12 protein-coding genes are annotated in these 18,352 nt (G+C 58.2%); 5 read left to right on the top strand and 7 right to left on the bottom strand.

The window, feature by feature from the left end; all coding sequences use genetic code 11:
- Positions 1-7: 7 nt before the first annotated feature.
- Positions 8-607 (top strand): short chain dehydrogenase, encoded by a 600-nt coding sequence (locus HNQ50_RS15930; RefSeq protein ID WP_184102202.1) that lies wholly within the window; start codon positions 8-10, stop codon positions 605-607.
- 67 nt (positions 608-674) lie between these two features.
- On the opposite strand, the gene lpdA is transcribed toward HNQ50_RS15930, so the two are convergent.
- The 7 genes from lpdA to zwf all read right to left on the bottom strand — a co-directional run bounded on the left by lpdA (position 675) and on the right by zwf (position 12,188).
- Positions 675-2,438: a dihydrolipoyl dehydrogenase gene (gene lpdA, locus HNQ50_RS15925; protein WP_184102201.1), complete on the bottom strand. Its 1,764-nt coding sequence runs from the start codon at positions 2,436-2,438 to the stop codon at positions 675-677.
- A gap of 111 nt (positions 2,439-2,549) precedes the next feature.
- A complete protein-coding gene (gene aceF, locus HNQ50_RS15920) occupies positions 2,550-4,175 on the bottom strand; it encodes a dihydrolipoyllysine-residue acetyltransferase (protein WP_221303217.1) in 1,626 nt (541 codons plus the stop codon).
- Positions 4,176-4,294: 119 nt separating this feature from the next.
- On the bottom strand, positions 4,295-6,955 hold the full coding sequence (gene aceE, locus HNQ50_RS15915) for a pyruvate dehydrogenase (acetyl-transferring), homodimeric type (RefSeq protein WP_184102200.1): 2,661 nt from the start codon (positions 6,953-6,955) through the stop codon (positions 4,295-4,297).
- Between the two features lie 174 nt (positions 6,956-7,129).
- Positions 7,130-8,776, bottom strand: a complete 1,647-nt coding sequence (gene pgi / locus HNQ50_RS15910; protein WP_184102199.1) for a glucose-6-phosphate isomerase — start codon at positions 8,774-8,776, stop codon at positions 7,130-7,132.
- A 171-nt stretch (positions 8,777-8,947) separates the two neighbouring features.
- Positions 8,948-9,793 (bottom strand): transcriptional regulator HexR, encoded by an 846-nt coding sequence (gene hexR, locus HNQ50_RS15905; RefSeq protein WP_184102198.1) that lies wholly within the window; start codon positions 9,791-9,793, stop codon positions 8,948-8,950.
- A 101-nt stretch (positions 9,794-9,894) separates the two neighbouring features.
- Entirely contained in the window at positions 9,895-10,593 is a 699-nt protein-coding gene (gene pgl, locus HNQ50_RS15900; protein WP_184102197.1) for a 6-phosphogluconolactonase, read from the bottom strand.
- A 143-nt stretch (positions 10,594-10,736) separates the two neighbouring features.
- The gene (gene zwf / locus HNQ50_RS15895; RefSeq protein ID WP_184102196.1) at positions 10,737-12,188 is read right to left on the bottom strand and encodes a glucose-6-phosphate dehydrogenase; all 1,452 of its coding nucleotides are present in this window, start codon (positions 12,186-12,188) and stop codon (positions 10,737-10,739) included.
- A gap of 499 nt (positions 12,189-12,687) precedes the next feature.
- On the opposite strand from zwf, the gene edd reads away from it, so the two are divergent.
- The 4 genes from edd (at position 12,688) to HNQ50_RS15875 (ending at position 18,250) form a co-directional block, all read left to right on the top strand.
- Positions 12,688-14,523 (top strand): phosphogluconate dehydratase, encoded by a 1,836-nt coding sequence (edd, locus tag HNQ50_RS15890; protein ID WP_184102195.1) that lies wholly within the window; start codon positions 12,688-12,690, stop codon positions 14,521-14,523.
- Between the two features lie 126 nt (positions 14,524-14,649).
- On the top strand, positions 14,650-15,273 hold the full coding sequence (locus HNQ50_RS15885; RefSeq protein ID WP_184102194.1) for a bifunctional 4-hydroxy-2-oxoglutarate aldolase/2-dehydro-3-deoxy-phosphogluconate aldolase: 624 nt from the start codon (positions 14,650-14,652) through the stop codon (positions 15,271-15,273).
- A gap of 255 nt (positions 15,274-15,528) precedes the next feature.
- A complete protein-coding gene (gene gapA / locus HNQ50_RS15880) occupies positions 15,529-16,527 on the top strand; it encodes a glyceraldehyde-3-phosphate dehydrogenase (RefSeq protein ID WP_184102193.1) in 999 nt (332 codons plus the stop codon).
- A gap of 682 nt (positions 16,528-17,209) precedes the next feature.
- Positions 17,210-18,250 (top strand): porin, encoded by a 1,041-nt coding sequence (locus HNQ50_RS15875; RefSeq protein ID WP_184102192.1) that lies wholly within the window; start codon positions 17,210-17,212, stop codon positions 18,248-18,250.
- Positions 18,251-18,352 lie beyond the last annotated feature (102 nt).

Genomic DNA, 18,352 nt, shown 5'->3' with positions numbered 1-18,352 from the left:
GCAAAGCATGAAAATCGTGGTGATTGGCGCGACCGGTACGGTCGGCAAAGCGGTGGTGGCGGCATTGGAAGGGCGTCACCAGGTGTTGCGAGTGGGGCATCACCAAGGGGATGACCAGGTCGATATTACGAGTGCAGAGAGCGTGCGCGCGCTGTTTGAACGGGTAGGGCAGGTCGATGCCATTGTGGTGACGAGTGGCGAGTTGTACTTTGGGCCCCTGGGCGAAACCACGCCGGAGCAGTTCCGCAAAGGCATCGACAGCAAGTTGATGGGGCAGGTCAATGTGGCGCTGATCGGCCAGCATTATCTGCGCCGGGGCGGCTCCATCACCCTGACCAGCGGCATTGTGGCGGATGAACCCATTGCGCAGGGTTTCAACGCGACGACGGTCAACGCTGCGGTAGAAGGCTTTGCCCGTGCGGTGGCGGTGGATGCCTGGGGAGCATTCCGCATCAATGTGGTTAGCCCGACCCTGCTGACCGAATCGCAAGAAGCCTACGGGCCGTTCTTTCCGGGTTTCGTTTCGCAACCCGCAGATACGGTTGCTCAAGCGTATGTACGCAGTGTCGAAGGACCGCAAACCGGGCGTATCTACCCGGTGTTCTGATGGCGTGCCATCCAACAAAACGCCCCGGCAGAACCGGGGCGTTTTTTGCGACCATCACACCTTGCGTTTATTTCTTGCGCTTGGGGATATACAGATCGGTGATCGAACCGTGGGCAATTTCTGCGGCCATGGCGACGGTCTCGGACAAGGTCGGGTGGGCGTGCACCGTACCGGCAATGTCGTTGATATCCGCGCCCATTTCATAGGCCAGCACCGCTTCACCCAACAATTCACCCGCGTTCACGCCAACAATGGCGGCGCCCAGGATCTGGTGGCTTTCCGGGTCAAACAGGATCTTGGTCAGACCGTCATCGCGGCCATTACCCAGCGCACGGCCGGACGCGGCCCACGGGAACACGGCCTTTTCATAAGCAATGCCCTTGGCCTTGGCTTCGGTTTCGGTCAGACCCATCCACGCCACTTCCGGATCGGTATAGGCAATGGACGGAATGGCACGGTAATCCAGATAGCTCTTTTCACCGGCAATCACTTCCGCCGCGCACTTGGCTTCGTGCGTGGCTTTGTGGGCCAGCATCGGGTTGCCAACGATATCGCCAATGGCAAAGATGTGCGGCACGTTGGTGCGGCATTGATTGTCGACCGGAATAAACCCACGTTCGTCGATATTGACGCCGGCGTTTTCCGCACCAATCAGCTTGCCGTTCGGACGACGGCCGACCGCCACCAGCACCTTGTCATAGGTCTGTGGTTCCTTGGGGGCCCAGTCGCCTTCAAACGTGCAAGTGAGACCGTTAGCCGTGGCTTGCACGTTGGAGACCTTGGTACGCACCATGACCTTGTAGCGCTTGCCGATACGATCGGTCAGCACCTTCACCACGTCACGGTCGGCGCCCGGAATCAGGCCATCGCCCAGTTCCACCACGCTGATTTCCGTACCCAGTGCGCCGTATACGCAGGCCATTTCCAGACCAATAATGCCGCCACCGACCACCAGCATCTTTTTCGGGATGCCTTCCAGCTTGAGCGCACCAGTCGAGGTAATGACGCGCGGATCGTCGTAAGGGTAACCCGGAATCTTCAGCGCGGTTGAACCTGCGGCGATGATGGCATTCTGGAAGCGCACGGTTTTCACCGAGCCGTCGGCTGCGGTGACATTGAGCGTATACGGGCCGGTGAACTGGCCTTCGCCGGTCAGCACGTTGACTTTGCGTTGTTTGGCCAGACCAGACAAACCCTTGGTCAGGCGGCTGACGACGCCATCCTTGAAGCCGCGCAGCTTGTCGATGTCGATCTTCGGTGCGCCGAAATCAATACCGTGTTCGCGCATTTCTTCCGCATCGGTCAGCACCTTGGCGACATGCAACAGCGCCTTGGACGGAATGCAACCGACGTTCAGACACACGCCACCCAGCGACGAATAGCGTTCGACCAGCACCACGTTCTTGCCCAGGTCAGCAGCACGGAAGGCACCGGTATAACCGCCAGGGCCTGCGCCCAGCACCAGTACGTCGCACTCGACCACATCGCCGGCAACAATCGCCGGTTGGGCAGAGGCGGCGGGCTGGGAGGCAGACGACGCCATTTGCGGCGACGGCGCAGCCGCAGTCGGTGCGGGTGCCGGGGCGGCCGCGCCAGCGGTTTCCAGCGTCAGCACCACGCCACCTTCAGAGATTTTATCGCCCACTTTGACCGCCACAGACACGACCTTGCCGGCGTGGGTGGACGGTACTTCCATGGTGGCCTTGTCGGTTTCCAGCGTGATCAGCGATTGTTCTTTCTCGATCACGTCACCGGCTTTGACAAAGACTTCAATGATATCGACGTTGTCATGCCCGCCAATATCGGGAACCTTGATTTCTACAGTACTCATGAGGACTCCGTGTGAGGGGTGAGGAGAGTGGCAAGAGGCACAAAGCCGCTAGCCTGTATGAGGTGGGGCGCAGGTTTTCACCGCACGCCACACACCTCCCACCTCACGTCATTACAAGACCAGACGGCGGATATCCGTCAGCAGCTTGCCCAGATATACCGTAAAGCGTGCAGCCGCAGCGCCGTCGATCACGCGGTGATCAAACGACAAAGACAGCGGGCACAACAGACGCGGTGCAAATTGGCTGCCATCCCATACCGGCTTGATCTGGCTCTTGCAGACACCCAGGATCGCCACTTCCGGCGCATTGATAATCGGCGTGAAGCTGCTGCCGCCAATGCCGCCCAGGCTGGAGATCGTGAACGTGGCGCCTTGCATGTCGGTCGGCTTGAGCTTGCCTTCACGCGCCAGGGCAGAGAGGTCGGTCAGTTCCTGGGCAATCTGCTTCAGGCCCTTCTTGTCCACATCCTTGATCACCGGCACAACCAGACCGTTTGGCGTATCAGCCGCGAAACCGATATGGTAGTACTGCTTGAGCACCAGGTTGTCGCCATCCAGGCTGCTATTGAAGTTGGGGAAGGCTTTGAGCGCTTCGGCCGCAGCCTTGATGATGAAGGCCAGCGGCGAGAGCTTCAGACCGCTCTTTTCCCATTCTTTGCCAATGCTCTTGCGGAACTCTTCCAGCTCGGTGATATCGGCTTCGTCATTGAACGTGACATGCGGAATCATCACCCAGTTGCGGGAGAGGTTGGCGCCAGAGATTTTCTGGATGCGCGACAGCGGCCTGGTTTCGATCGGGCCAAACTTGGCAAAATCGACCTTCGGCCATGGCAGCAGATCCAGACCCACGCCCGAACCACCCGCCGGTGCTGCGGCAGCCGGAGCGGCCACCGCGCCAGACAACACGTTCTTCACATAACCGCGCACGTCTTCGTGCAGGATGCGGCCCTTGGGACCGGTGCCTTTGACTTTGGAAAGGTCAACGCCCAGGTCACGCGCAAACGAGCGCACGGACGGGCTGGCGTGGGCCTTGCGGAAACCTTCTTCATCAAACTTGACGCTGGCCGATGCAACCGGTGCCGGGGCGGGGGCCGCAACAGCCGGAGCTGGTGCAGGGGCCGCTTGCGGGGCCGGTGCGGGTGCGGCCACGGGCGCTGGTGCAGCACCTGCAGCAGAACCCGTGATGGTCAGGATCAGTGCGCCCTGGCCGACTTTCTCGCCCACTTTCACGGCAATGCTTTCCACGACGCCAGCGGCGGTGGAGGGCACTTCCATGCTGGCTTTGTCGGATTCGAGCGTGATCAGCGAGTCGTCCACGGAGACGGTATCGCCGACCTTGACGTTGATCTCGATGATTTCTACCGCGTCAAAGTTGCCGATATCCGGTACATGTACTTCGATGCTTTGGGCCGTAGCCGGCGCAGCAACAGGTGCCGGCGCCGCTTGCGGAGCCGGAGCCGGAGCTGGTGCTGGCGCAGCCGCTGCGGGAGCCGGTGCTGCAGCGCCGCTGGCTTCGATGAGGACGATGACATCGCCTTCAGAAACCTTGTCGCCAACCTTGACCTTGACTTCCTTGACCACGCCAGCTTCGGTTGCCGGCACTTCCATCGTGGCCTTGTCGGTTTCCAGGGTGATCAGGGATTGTTCCTTCTCGACCACATCGCCCGGTTTGACCATCACTTCAATGACATCGACGCCGTCATGGCCACCGATGTCAGGAATCTTCAATTCAATCATGGGATGAATCCTGTGAGGAGTGAGGAGTAAGGAGTGAGGGGTTGCCCCACTCCATCATCAAGAGCGCGGGTGCGGGGGCCGGTTTTCACCTCACCCCTCACACCTCACGCCTCACACATTTACACCGTCCAGGGCGCCGGACGATCCACTTCGATGCCGTACTTGGCAATGGCTTCGGCCACCTTGGTCAGCGGCAGCTTGCCTTCGTCCGCCAGTGCCTTCAGCGCGGCGACAACGACGTGGTAGCGGTCCACTTCGAAGAACTTGCGCAGTTGCTGACGGCTGTCGGAACGGCCAAAGCCGTCGGTGCCCAGCACTACGTAACGGCCAGGCACGTATTCACGGATCTGGTCGGCGTAGCTGCGCTTGTAATCGGTCGCGACGATGGTCGGGCCTTCGGCGTCCTTCAGGCAGCTGGTCACATAAGCTTCGCGGGTGGGTTCGGTCGGGTGCAGCATGTTGTAGCGCACGGCGGCCATACCATCACGGCGCAGCTCGTTGAAGCTTGGGGCGGACCAGATATCGGCCTCGACACCAAAGTCGTTCTTCAACAGGTCAGCGGCGGCAATCACCTCACGGAAGATTGTGCCCGAACCCATCAGCTGGACGTGCAACTCACCCTTGGCGGCGGCAGGACGGAACTTGTACAGCCCCTTGATGATGCCTGCTTCCGCACCTTCCGGCATGGCCGGGTGGGCGTAGTTCTCGTTCATCACCGAGAGGTAGTAATAGATGTTTTCCTGGTCCTGGTACATCCGCTTCATGCCGTGCTGGACGATGACGGCCAGTTCATAGGCAAAGGTCGGATCGTAGGACACGCAGTTAGGGATGAACTCGGCAAATTGATGACCGTGACCATCCTGATGCTGCAGGCCTTCGCCGTTCAGCGTGGTGCGGCCAGCGGTGCCGCCGACCAGGAAACCGCGGGCGCGCAAGTCGCCAGCAGCCCAGGCCAGATCGCCAATACGCTGGAAGCCGAACATCGAGTAATAGATGTAGAACGGGATCATCGTCACGCCATGGTTGGCGTAAGCGGTGGCCGCGGCAATCCAGTCGGCCATGGCGCCGGCTTCGTTGATGCCTTCCTGCAGAATCTGGCCGGTGGTCGATTCCTTGTAGAACATCAATTGATCGGCATCTTGCGGCTCGTACAACTGGCCGACGTGGCTCCAGATACCCAGTTGGCGGAACATGCCTTCCATACCAAAGGTACGGGACTCATCCGGCACGATCGGCACCACGCGCTTGCCAATGGTCTTGTCTTTCACCAGCGCGGTCAAAATCCGCACGAAGGCCATGGTGGTGGACATTTCACGCTCGCCAGAGCTTTCCAGCAGGGCCTTGAAGGTATCCAGCCCCGGCACTTCCAGCGATTCATTGACCGGATTGCGCGACGGCAGATAACCACCCAGCTCGGAACGACGCTCGTGCATGTACTTCAGTTCCGGCGCATCCGCAGCCGGCTTGTAGAAGGTGGCAGAGCGGGCTTCTTCGTCCGACAGCGGAATGCGGAAGCGGTCGCGCAGATGCAACAAGTCATCCGGCGACAGTTTCTTGGTCTGGTGCGCGACGTTTTGCGATTCGCCCGCTGCGCCCATGCCGTAACCCTTGACGGTCTTCACCAGCAACAGGGTTGGTTGATTCTTGTGCTCGGACGCAGCCTTGTACGCCGCGTAGACCTTGTGCGGATCATTACCGCCACGGGTCAGGCGCCAGATGTCGTCGTCGGACATGTTGGAAACCATGTCCAGCAGTTCCGGATACGCGCCGAAGAAGTGCTTGCGTACATACGCGCCATCCTTGGACTTGTAGGTCTGGTATTCGCCGTCGACCACTTCCATCATGCGTTTTTGCAGGAGGCCTTTCTTGTCCTTCGCGAGCAGGGCATCCCAGCCCGAACCCCAGACCACCTTGACCACGTTCCAGCCGGAGCCACGGAAGTCGCCTTCCAGTTCCTGGATGATCTTGCCGTTACCGCGTACCGGGCCGTCCAGACGTTGCAGGTTGCAGTTGATGACAAAGATCAGGTTGTCCAGTTTTTCACGGCCAGCCAGCGAAATCGCACCCAGCGATTCTGGTTCATCCATTTCACCATCACCGCAGAAGCACCAGACCTTGCGATCGCCCTTTTGCTTGAAGCCACGATCGTCCAGGTACTTCATGAAGCGGGCCTGGTAAATGGCCATCAACGGGCCCAGACCCATGGACACGGTCGGGAATTGCCAGAAGTTCGGCATCAGCCAGGGATGCGGGTAACTGGAGAGGCCGCCACCGTCCACTTCCTGACGGAACTTCAACAGTTGTTCTTCAGAGATGCGGCCTTCCAGGAAGGCGCGCGAATACATGCCAGGCGCACTGTGGCCCTGGAAATACACCAGGTCACCACCGTGATTGTCGCTGGCGGCATGCCAGAAATGGTTCCAGCCCACGTCATACAACGTTGCGGCGGAAGCGAAAGAGGTAATGTGGCCGCCCAGATCGCCGTTGATCTTGTTGGCGCGAACCACCATGGCCGCTGCGTTCCAGCGGGTGTAAGAGCGAATACGCTCTTCATAAGTGTGGTCGCCCGGGCTACGGGCTTCCAGGTGAACCGGGATCGTATTGATGTACGCCGTGGTGGCGGTGTAGGGGATGTTCACACCGTCTTCACGGGCGTGCCCGATCAATTTTTCTACAAGATAGTGCGCGCGTTCGGCACCTTCGTTCTCAAGCACGCCATCCAGCGCATCCAGCCACTCACGGGTCTCTTGAGGGTCCTGGTCATGAATCTGCTCTGCCATTGCCATACCTTTTGATGGATGTAGTTAATGCTGCCCGGGTTTACGTATCCAGTCCGGTGCGTCGCCTGACTCGTGGTCGGGCGATTCCACATTTCCGCTGTGCGGTGTAGTTATGGGGTGATTCGAGGGTGATACGGCGGCGTCCGCCGATGCAGACGCCACCGTGCTACTTGCTTAGCGCGGGTTATTGCGCTTGTAGTAGTTGATGAGACCGTTGGTGGACGCGTCATGGGTGGTGGTCAGGCCCGGGGTGGTCAGTTCACCCTCAATGGCTTTGGCCAGTTGCTTACCCAGTTCCACGCCCCACTGGTCGTAGGAGTTAATGTTCCAGACCGTGCCTTGCACCATGATCTTGTGTTCGTACAGCGCAATCAGCGCACCAAGGCGGCGCGGGGTCAGGCGCTGGATCAGGATGGAGTTGGTCGGACGGTTGCCTTCAAAAATCTTGTGCGGCGTCAGGGCATCCTGGGCTTCGCCGGTAATGCCGGCTTTGGTCAGTTCCGCACGCACTTCGGTTTCGTTCTTGCCACGCAAGAAGGCTTCCGTTTGCGCAAAGAAGTTGGCCATCAGGATGGTGCTGTGCGGTTCCGGAATTTCTGGATGCTCTACCGAGGCAATGAAATCGATCGGCACCGTTTGCGAACCCTGGTGCAGCATCTGGTAATAGGCGTGCTGACCATTGATACCGGCATCACCCCACACCACCGGGCCGGTGGAGTAGTCGACGCGGTGACCATTCAGATCAACCGTCTTGCCGTTGGATTCCATATCCAGCTGTTGCAGGTACGCCGGGAAGCGGTGCAAAGACTGGTTGTACGGCGAGATCAGATGCGTGGCGGCACCAAAGAAGTTGATGTACCACACACCCAGCATGCCCATGATGACCGGCAGGTTCTGCTCGAACGGCTTGTTCTTGAAATGCTCGTCCATGGTGTAGGCACCATGCAGCAAATCCTGGTAGTCGTGCTTGCCCAGGTAAATGGCAATTGGCAAACCAATGGCCGACCACAAGCTGTAACGGCCGCCGACCCAGTCCCAGAATTCGAACATGTTGTCGGTATCAATGCCGAACTCGGCCACCGACTTGGCATTGGTCGACACAGCCACGAAATGCTTGGCGATGTGCGATTCATTCCCCACGCGATCCAGGAACCACTTGCGCGCAGTGCGGGCGTTGGTAATGGTTTCCTGAGTGGTGAAGGTCTTGGACGCAATAATGAAGAGGGTGGTTTCCGGGTTCAGCTTCTTGAGCGTGGAGACCACCTGGTCGCCGTCAACGGTCGACACAAAGTGCATGGTCAGGCGCTGGTGACCAAAGTCTTTCAGCGCATTACAGACCATGACCGGGCCCAGATCAGAGCCGCCGATACCAATGTTGACGATGTCGGTGAACGCCTTGCCGGTGTAACCGACGCGCTCGCCGGAACGGATCTCGTCAGAGAACCGGAACATCTTTTCCTTGACCGCATTGACCTTGGGCATGACATCTTCGCCATCGACCAGGATCGGGTTCTTGTCCAGATTACGCAGCGCAATATGCAGCACGGCGCGATCTTCAGTGACGTTGATCTTTTCACCGGAGAACATGCGCTCAATGCGTTTTTGCAGACCGGACTCTCGCGCCAGGGTCAGCAAGAGCTCCATGGTCTTTTCGGTAATGCGGTTCTTGGAGTAGTCGAAAAACAGGCCACCCGATTCCAGCGAAAACTTCTCAAAACGCTGAGGATCGTTGTGGAACAAGTCACGCATGTGCAACGGCGAGACTTCTTTGAAGTGTTCCGCGAGGGCAAGCCAGGCGGGCGAGCTGGTCAGCTTGGACATCGTATTTCCTTTCTTCCTGTGGCCTCACGTCCGCTTGCCTTGAAGGTGGCGGACTCTGGGTTGAAGACCTGTTTTACACGCTAAGCGCTAGTGGATACTACGGGTACTGCAAGAGTCTGTTTTTGTTGCCGCAACCGGTTGGCACCCAGGCTGCGGCAATGTGTTCATGGCTCAGTGATCGTGACCGCGCACACGCTTTTCTTTCATGTTGCGCTTCATTTTCTCCAACTGGTCGATCAGCTCCGGGCCACGCTTGAGCGCGACGCCGACGGCCAGTACGTCAATGATCACCAGATGCACGATCCGGGTAATCATAGGAGTGTATAGGTCAGGATCCTCCATTGTGTCGGCATAAAGGCAAAGAGAGCAGCGTTTTGCCAGCGGCGACTTGGAATGCGTAATGCCAATGACATCGGCCCCCGCATCACGGGCAATTTCGACCGAACGGATCATGTCCAGCGTACGGCCGGAGTTGGACACCGCGACGACCGCATCACCCGGCTTGAGCATGGATGCGCTCATGCCATGCATGTGCGGATCGGTATACGCTACGGTCGGTACGCCCAGGCGGAAAAACTTGTTTTGTGCGTCAATGGCGACCGCACCAGACTGACCCTGACCCCAGACTTCGATCTTGTGGGTGTTGGACAGCACTTTGATGGCTTTTTCCAGCGCTTCGGTATCCAGTTCGTTCCGGCAGCGCAAGAGGTGGGAGATGTTGTTGTCGAACAGCTTTTTGGCCAGATCGTGCGCCGAGTCATCTGCCGACACCATGGAGTGCACATACGGCACACCGGACACCAGACTGCGGGTCAGGCGCAGTTTGAAATCCTGCAGACCCGAGCAGTTGAGCGAACGGCAAAAACGGATGACCGTGGGTTGCGATACGTCCGCGAGGTCCGCAATTTGCGCAATGGGCGCATTCGCAACCAGATTGGGTTGGGCCAGCACCAGTTCGGCAACCTTGCGTTCCGAGCGGGACAAGCTGTCGATCATCGTTTTGATGCGTTCGAGCATAGGCGTCTAACTCCATCTCTTTGTAGGGCTTGGGGTTGCCTTTTGGGTAACCCCGTTGCCGATTATGGATATGGGGCGACCCCATATCTGAAAATGCCCGGTCAGGCCGTCCAGTAAACCAGTTTCTGACCGGTTACCGCATCCAGCACACGGCGGATCGGAAATTGCGCCGTGACGGGTTTATCTTCCGTCATGGCGGTTTGCAACAGGGTCTTCTTGCCTTCGCCAGTAATGTGCACGATCACTTCGTGCGCTTTGGCGATGGTCGGCAGCGTCAGCGTAATGCGCTGATGCGGCGCAACCGGCGGCGTGACCGCAGCCACGAGGTTGGTCGAGGCGCAAGCGGCTTCCAGTTCCACGGCGTTGGGGAACAGGGACGCCGTGTGGCCATCGTCGCCCATGCCCAGAATCAGCACGTCAAACGGCGCTGGCAAGGTGGCAAAACGGGCTTCGATCTCGGCCTGACCTTCATGCGGGGTCGGGGCGGCAGACACCGGCGAGACAAAATGCGCAGCCGCAGCGTTGCCCTGCAACAGGTTCTGGCGCACGGTGCGCTCATTGCTGTCGGCATGATCAACCGGCACCCAGCGCTCGTCGACGAGGGTGATCCAGACTTTGCTGAAGTCCACGGCGGATTCGCTCAATGCCTTGAACATGCCAGCCGGGGTACGGCCGCCAGAGACCGCCAGCGAGGCCTTGCCACGGGCAGCGATCGCGGCGTTCAGCGCCTTGGCGATATCGGCTGCAAGGCCGTGATCCAGTTCGTCTTTGCTGGCGAATTCATGCCACTGCAGGGACATTGTTGTTCCTTTGTTATTGCTGATCGGCAGACAACGCACATACGTTGCACTGCACAAAATCCTGATTCCAGATATGGCAACCGGTAACCGGGCGTGGAGCCCGATTACCGGCAAGTGCGGCTTTTTACAAAACCAACCGCGAATTACGACTCTTCGTGCCAGGACACGCCATCGCGCGAGAGCAGGGCGGACGCGGCGGCCGGGCCCCAGCTACCCGCGTTGTACGGCTTGGGCGCTTCGGTGCTGTTTTCCCAGGAGTCCAGAATCGGCTCAACCCAGCGCCATGCGGCACGTTGCTCGTCGCGGCGGACGAACAGCGACAGGTCACCACGGATCACGTCCATCAAGAGACGCTCGTAAGCTTCCGGAGCGCGGGTCTTGAAGGTTTCCTTGAAGTCCAGGTCCAGGTGAACCGGGCGCAGGCGCACCTGATTGCCCGGCTCTTTGGCCAGCAGGTACAGACGCACGGATTCATCCGGTTGCAGACGGATCACCAGACGGTTCGGGGTGTGAGTGCGGCCGAACAGCGAGGTCGGGGTTTCGCGGAAATTGATGACGATTTCCGCCAGACGATCTTGCAGACGCTTGCCGGTACGCAGGAAGAACGGCACACCAGCCCAGCGCCAGGTCTGGATTTCAGCCTTGAGGGCGACAAAGGTTTCGCAGTTGGAACCCGCCGGAACGCCTGGCTCTTCCTGGTAGCCCGGAACCGGCTTGCCGTTGATGGCGCCAGCACGGTACTGACCACGTACCACCTTGGTGTGTACGTCTTCTGGCGACAGCGGCTTGAGTGCGCGCAGCACCTTGAGCTTTTCGTCACGAACGGCGTCGCCGTCCATGGAGGCCGGCGGTTCCATGGCCACAATGGTCAGCAACTGCACCAGGTGGTTCTGGATCATGTCGCGCAACGCACCGGTCTTGTCATAGAAGTCGGCACGGGTTTCTACGCCGACTTGCTCGGTGACGGTAATCTGTACGTCGCGAATCCACTCACGGCGCCACAGCGGTTCCAGCAGCGTGTTGGCAAAACGCAGTGCGATCAGGTTCAGCACCGGCTCTTTGCCCAGGTAATGGTCGATACGGTAGATCTGTTGCTCGGTAAAGAAGCGGGCAACCGCGTCGTTGATCTCGTTGGAGGACGCCAGATCGTGGCCGAGTGGCTTTTCCAGCACCACGCGGGAGTTGCCCTTGTTCAGGTCAACCTTGGCGAGGTTTTCGGAAATGCCGGCGAACAGGTCCGGCGCGGTCGACAGATAGAACACGCGCGAACGGCCTTGCTCTTCGTTCAGTGTGTCGGCCAGCAGTTTGTAGTCATCTGCGTTGTTGGCATCGACGCGCAGGAAGTGGATGCGGCTGGCAAATTCATCCCACACGGCGGCTTCGTAATCGCTGCCCAGATAGCCCTTCGCCAGGCCATGGGCCTTTTCCAGATATGCAGCAGTGTCTGTAGCGCTGCGGCCCAGACAGATAATGCGGCCAGACTTGGGCAGATTGCCGTCACGGTGCTGGTGATACAGGGCCGGCAGCAGCTTGCGCATTACAAGATCGCCGGTGCCACCGAACAGCACCATGTCGAAAGCATCATTAGGGGTCATATCGGGCGTTCCTTTCCTTTTATGCGGAAGGCATGACGGCCTTCCGTTGCTGTAAACAGCCAAAGCTGTTTTCTGAAACAGAATCCTTGGTGTGCGCCTGGCACGGCGAAACAGACACGGCAGCACGGGCTCAGTTGATGTCGCACCAAAGCTGATTCATGCTGCCGTCAATTGCGACTTTCCGGGGCGCGTTCTGTTCATCTATGCTGAAAATTGCCAGCGCGGCCATAGGAAATGCTTTGTAATCTTACTACACGCTCAAAGGGCCACGCAAACGGTATATCAAGCCCCGCCTCAGGGTCTTGCTGTGCCGCTATATCAAGCTGACGGAAGCGCGTCCAGATTGATTTATGCTGCACTGCAGCAGCACCAGTTTGTGTCATAGTGGCGGTTGCCGCTGCAGGGTGATTGTAGTAAAACTACGGCTCGGCAACTATTTCAGTCCCGGCCTGGATTGCAATACCAGGTCCATGGCGTTCCCCATTTCCGGAGTCCTGCAATGCCAGCTGTCAGTTCAGTGCACCCACGGCTCGCCGAAGTAACACGGCGTATTGTTGAACGTAGCCGCGAGTCCCGCGACCGCTATCTGGCCCGCCTGGACGCCGCAGCCAGCAAGGAACCTCTGCGCAAGGGCCTGGCATGCACCAACCTGGCCCATGCCTGGGCCGCGTCACCGGAAAAAGACAAGATCATGCTGCGCGAAATGCGCCGCCCCAATGTGGCTATTGTGTCGTCTTATAACGACATGTTGTCCGCACATCAACCGCTGGAAACCTATCCCGCCCTCATCAAACAGGCTGCACTCGAAGCGGGGGCAACTGCACAATTTGCAGGCGGCACGCCGGCCATGTGTGATGGCGTGACTCAGGGTCAGCCCGGCATGGAACTCTCTTTGTTCAGCCGTGACGTGATTGCCATGTCCACCGCCGTGGCACTGTCCCATAACGTGTTCGATGCCGTCACTTTGCTTGGTGTTTGTGACAAGATTGTGCCGGGCCTGTTGATTGGCGTATTGCAGTTTGGTCATCTGCCGGCTGTGTTCGTGCCGGCTGGCCCCATGACTTCCGGCCTTGCCAATAGCGAGAAAGCCAAAGTCCGTCAGTTGTTTGCCGAAGGCAAGTGTGACCGCAACGCATTGCTGCAATCAGAAGAACAGTCTTATCACGGTGCCGGCACCTGTACCTTCTACGGCACGGCCAACTCCAACCAGATGCTCATGGAAATAATGGGCCTGCATCTGCCTGGTGCCGCGTTTGTACACCCGAATACACCACTGCGTGACGCGCTGACCGCGGCAGCTGGTCGCCGTGCCGCACAAATTACTGCCGTGGGTGATGAATACATCCCCGTCGGCCGCCTTGTCGACGAGAAGGTCATCGTCAACGGAATTGTGGGTCTGCTTGCTACCGGTGGCTCTACCAACCACACCATGCACCTGACCGCGGCTGCGCGGGCAGCCGGCATCATCATTGACTGGAGCGACTTTGATGATCTCTCCGCCGTGGTGCCGCTGATTGCCAAGATTTATCCAAACGGTACGTCGGATGTGAACCAGTTTCATGCTGCTGGTGGTATGCCATTCCTGACCCGCGAACTGATCAAGGGCGGCTTCTTGCATGAAGATGTCCACACCATCATGGGCTTTGGTCTGAGCCGCTACGCCAAAGAGCCGTTCCTGATTGACGGCGAACTGGTCTGGCGTGATGCCGACGCCGAATCGGCCGACGAATCAGTCTTGCGCCGCATTGAAAAGCCGTTCAGTGTCGATGGCGGGTTGCGTTTGCTGGATGGCAACCTCGGTCGGGCCGTGATCAAGATTTCTGCTGTTAAAGCCGACCACCGCCTCGTTGAAGCGCCAGCCATGGTGTTCCATGATCAGGACGAGGTGCTGGACGCTTTCCAGCGTGGTGAGATGGAAAAAGACGTGATCGTCGTGCTGCGCTTCCAGGGCCCGCGTGCCATGGGTATGCCAGAACTGCACAAACTCACGCCGGTGCTGGGCGTGCTGCAGGATCGCGGCTTCAAGGTGGCGCTGGTGACTGACGGTCGCATGTCGGGTGCATCCGGCAAAGTGCCGTCGGCCATTCATATCACGCCGGAAGCGCTGGCGGGTGGCCCGCTGTCCAAGCTGCGCGACGGCGACATTATTCGTCTGGATGCCGAGGCCGGCATTCTGCAAGCCAAGGTCGATTCGCAAGTCTGGGCCGCGCGTGAGCGTGCCGAGGCTGATTTGTCTGCCCACCAGCATGGTATGGGCCGCGAACTGTTTGCTTCTTTCCGTCAGGCTGCCACTGGCGCGGAAGAAGGTGCCCTTTCGCTGGGTCTGGCTCACTAAGCCACCAGACAAGGGTAGTCGGGGGCGCAACTCGCCGGGTTTTATCCCGTCGTGCCAGTTTTTCGGGAATGGCAGCTGCGCATTAAGGTGCTTAACCTAAGCAACACTTATAAGAAAGTCAGGATCATGCAAATTCGTGAAATCATGCGTTCCTGCCCGGTCATGCCGGTGCTGATTATCGAGAAGACCGAACATGCTGTGCCGCTGGCAAAGGCATTGGTCGCAGGTGGTATCCGTGTGCTGGAAGTAACGCTGCGCACCGAAGCCGCGCTCGAATCTATCCGTCTGATTGCCGAGGCAGTCCCCGATGCCATTGTCGGTGTCGGTACAGTGGTGCGTCCGGAACAATTTGCCCAGGCCAAATCGGCTGGTGCCAAATTTGCCGTGACCCCTGGTCTGACCGAGACGCTGGCTGCAGCCGCGCGCGCCGCAGACATTCCGCTGCTGCCCGGCGTGATGACCCCGTCTGAAGCCATTGCGGCGCTGGAAATGGGCTTTGATGCACTCAAGCTCTTCCCGGCCGAACAAGCTGGCTCCTACGGCATGCTCAAGGCGCTGGGCAGTCCGCTCCCGCAGGCTTTGTTCTGTCCGACTGGCGGTGTGACGCCGGAAAGCGCTCCCAAGCTCCTGGCACTGCCCAATGTGGGTTGCGTTGGCGGCTCCTGGCTGGCCCCGAAGGACAAAGTGGCTGCCGGCGACTGGGACGCAATTACTGCGCTGGCACGTGAAGCCGCTGCGTTTCGCAAGTAAGGCCTCGTCCTTGTAAGAGCGGCGTGCTGCGGGATCATTGATCTTGCTGCGCGCCGTCTGCGTGTAACTGTCATACACTTGCGTCTATATTGAGCCGGTAATATTGAGCTGCCCTGGCAACCCCGGGTTGTATTTGCAGCGCCGGCCTATACATATGACGCAAGAATTCCTGGCAGGGCAGGCTGGATAAACCGGTTGCAGACCGGTGGCCCGGCCTGTTTGTTTTGTTAACAAATTCAATAGTTGGTGGAATATATGACTATCAAAGTAGGTATCAACGGCTTTGGCCGTATCGGGCGCATCGCTTTCCGTGCAGCACAGGAACGTTCCGACATCGAGATCGTGGCAATCAACGATCTGCTGGATGCCGAGTACATGGCGTACATGCTGAAGTACGATTCCACCCATGGCCGCTTCAATGGCACCGTGGAAGTCAAAGATGGCCACCTGGTCGTCAATGGCAAGACTATTCGCGTGACTGCAGAGCGTGATCCGGCCAACCTCAAATGGGACGAAGCCGGCGTTGAAGTTGTGGCCGAAGCCACTGGCCTGTTCCTGACTGACGAAACCGCGCGCAAACACATCCAGGCCGGTGCCAAAAAGGTCGTGATGACCGGCCCGTCCAAAGATGACACCCCGATGTTTGTCATGGGCGTGAACCACAAGTCCTACGCTGGCCAGGAAATCGTCTCCAACGCATCGTGCACCACCAACTGTCTGGCTCCGCTGGCCAAGGTCATCAACGACAACTTCGGTATCGTTGAAGCCCTGATGACCACAGTACATGCCACGACAGCGACCCAGAAGACCGTAGATGGCCCGTCGCACAAAGACTGGCGTGGTGGCCGCGGTGCTTCGCAGAACATCATTCCGTCCTCTACGGGTGCTGCCAAAGCTGTGGGCAAGGTGATTCCGGAACTGAACGGCAAGATCACCGGCATGTCTTTCCGCGTACCGACCCCGAACGTATCCGTGGTTGACCTGACTGCACGTCTGGCCAAGCCGGCAACGTACAAGGAAATCTGCGCTGTCATGAAGGCCGCAGCCATTGGCGAACTGAAGGGTATCGTTGGCTATACCGAAGATGACGTGGTCTCCACTGACTTCAACGGCGAAACCTGCACTTCCGTGTTCGATGCCAAGGCTGGTATCTCGCTGAACGATAACTTCGTGAAGCTGGTGGCCTGGTACGACAACGAAACCGGTTACTCGCACAAAGTGCTGGATCTGATCGCACACATCGCTGCCAAGTAATTGGCCCGGCGTTACGCCATCAGGCAATAAAAAGGCGACCTTCGGGTCGCCTTTTTTTATTATTGGTACACAGCACTCACCTCACCTCAGCTCACCTGTACCTGTAGCTCTATTCCCGCCTGACCCCATCCGCATGTCCCGCCAGGGGACTCAACGACCTCTGGTAAAAATACCGCTGCAGATAGCCCGCTGCGTCCTCAGTCCTCGACAACGCTCAATCGTCCCGCGTGCCTGGCGAGCTAAAGCAGGCTGCAGCGGCTCTTGAGGGGCGGTTTTATCAGAATAAACCCGAGTTGCCGGGGCAATTGTCTCATGCCAACAACATTTCCTACGACGCTGAAAAGCTGCTGTAAGCCAGTGAGAGGGCTGAAGTGGTCTGCATGCCGAGTAAGGGCAAGTATCAACAAATTCTGGATAATTCTTTTCTTATCAATGGTTTGAAGTTTTATTGTCAAGCAATGAAAAAGGGGTGGTATTGGCGAGATTGGTATGCATGCTGAGGGGCGCGTATCAATTGTTGTACTTATAAGACAATTCCTGGAACGCGGGCGGCTATGGTTTGCTTCTCGTAAATAAATTCACTTATGCTTTCCCCGAAGCAAGGTTCACGTCATCGTTCGTGCCGGTGCCTCGCTGTTACTCAAGCTGGTGAAAACCAACTTCCAAACTAGGAGACCTATAAATGTTTAAGCGTGCTCTGATTGCTGCTGCGGTTACTGCTGCTGTTACCGCCCCGGCGGCTTTTGCGGATGTAACCATCAGCGGTTACGCCGAAATGGATTTGATCGGCCGTACCAACAACGCTACTGCTGATGGCACCGGTACTACCAACCGCTTCGGTATCGAAAGCGATCTGATGCTGTCCTTCGACGGCAAAGACAAGTGGGACAATGGTCTGTCCACCATCTGGCGCGTGTCGCAAAAGCCGGGCGGCGGTATTTACTCCCTGGGTCAACAAAAGTGGGGCGGTCGTGAAGCCTTCATCGGTGTTGCCGGCGACAACTGGTCCGTCAAGAGCGGCCGTGTGTTCATGGACCAATACCTGCGTCACGACTGGCCGTACCTGACCGACGGTTCGGGTAACGTTGGTGAAGATTACGGTATCAGCGGCCAGGCATTCTGGGACAACGCTATTCAAGGTAGCGTGACCTTCGGCCCGGCTACCCTGGTTGCTTCCTACAGCATCCCGAACGGCTACTCCAGCGGCGACCAAGGTCAAGGCTATGAAGTCGGTGGCGGTGTTGACTTCGGTACTGGCGGTCACTTCGACCTGTCGTACGAAGGCATCAAGGGCACGACCGGTACTTCCGCTAATCCGGATGGCACTGATTCCGTGCTGTTCACCGGTATCCGTTACCCGTTCGGCCCGCTGACCTTGTCCTTTGACTACACCCGTCAAAAGTTTGAAGGCGCGACCTCCGCTGCGACTGGCGTTCACACCGACCTGTACCACTTCCTGGTGAAGTACCAATTCACCGATCGTCTGGGTCTGCATGTTGGTGACACCGAGATCAAAGACAGCAACGATGCCAAGGCTAACCAGTTCAACGTGGCCCTGCATTATCAACTGTCCAAGCAAACTGAAACCTACGCTCGTATCCGCTACCTGAAGCTGAACGACGCAGGCGTAAGCCCGGCTGGTCTGACATGGCAAGGTCTGGGCGTTGCTTCTACCAAGGACAATGCTGCTGAATTCCTGTTGGGCACCTGGACTGGCTTCTAACCTGGATATTTCCTGATTCCAAGCTTAAAAAAGGGCGACGCAAGTCGCCCTTTTTTTATGGTCTTTTAGTTGCACTTTAATCGGTAGGCCAAAAATTCTTAT

Origin of the sequence: Silvimonas terrae (assembly GCF_014202765.1) — a bacterium.
GTDB lineage: Bacteria > Pseudomonadota > Gammaproteobacteria > Burkholderiales > Chitinibacteraceae > Silvimonas > Silvimonas terrae.
The sequence above is the reverse complement of the archived record's forward strand: the minus strand, read 5'-3'. Positions and strand labels throughout refer to the sequence as shown.

Coding starts and splice junctions, on each gene's coding strand:
- aceF (WP_221303217.1), bottom strand. CDS start 4,175: ATGATTGAATTGAAGATTCCTGACATCGGTGGCCATGACGGCGTCGAT.
- zwf (WP_184102196.1), bottom strand. CDS start 12,188: ATGACCCCTAATGATGCTTTCGACATGGTGCTGTTCGGTGGCACCGGC.
- pgi (WP_184102199.1), bottom strand. CDS start 8,776: ATGTCCAAGCTGACCAGCTCGCCCGCCTGGCTTGCCCTCGCGGAACAC.
- gapA (WP_184102193.1), top strand. CDS start 15,529: ATGACTATCAAAGTAGGTATCAACGGCTTTGGCCGTATCGGGCGCATC.
- pgl (WP_184102197.1), bottom strand. CDS start 10,593: ATGTCCCTGCAGTGGCATGAATTCGCCAGCAAAGACGAACTGGATCAC.
- lpdA (WP_184102201.1), bottom strand. CDS start 2,438: ATGAGTACTGTAGAAATCAAGGTTCCCGATATTGGCGGGCATGACAAC.
- hexR (WP_184102198.1), bottom strand. CDS start 9,793: ATGCTCGAACGCATCAAAACGATGATCGACAGCTTGTCCCGCTCGGAA.
- edd (WP_184102195.1), top strand. CDS start 12,688: ATGCCAGCTGTCAGTTCAGTGCACCCACGGCTCGCCGAAGTAACACGG.
- HNQ50_RS15885 (WP_184102194.1), top strand. CDS start 14,650: ATGCAAATTCGTGAAATCATGCGTTCCTGCCCGGTCATGCCGGTGCTG.
- aceE (WP_184102200.1), bottom strand. CDS start 6,955: ATGGCAGAGCAGATTCATGACCAGGACCCTCAAGAGACCCGTGAGTGG.
- HNQ50_RS15875 (WP_184102192.1), top strand. CDS start 17,210: ATGTTTAAGCGTGCTCTGATTGCTGCTGCGGTTACTGCTGCTGTTACC.
- HNQ50_RS15930 (WP_184102202.1), top strand. CDS start 8: ATGAAAATCGTGGTGATTGGCGCGACCGGTACGGTCGGCAAAGCGGTG.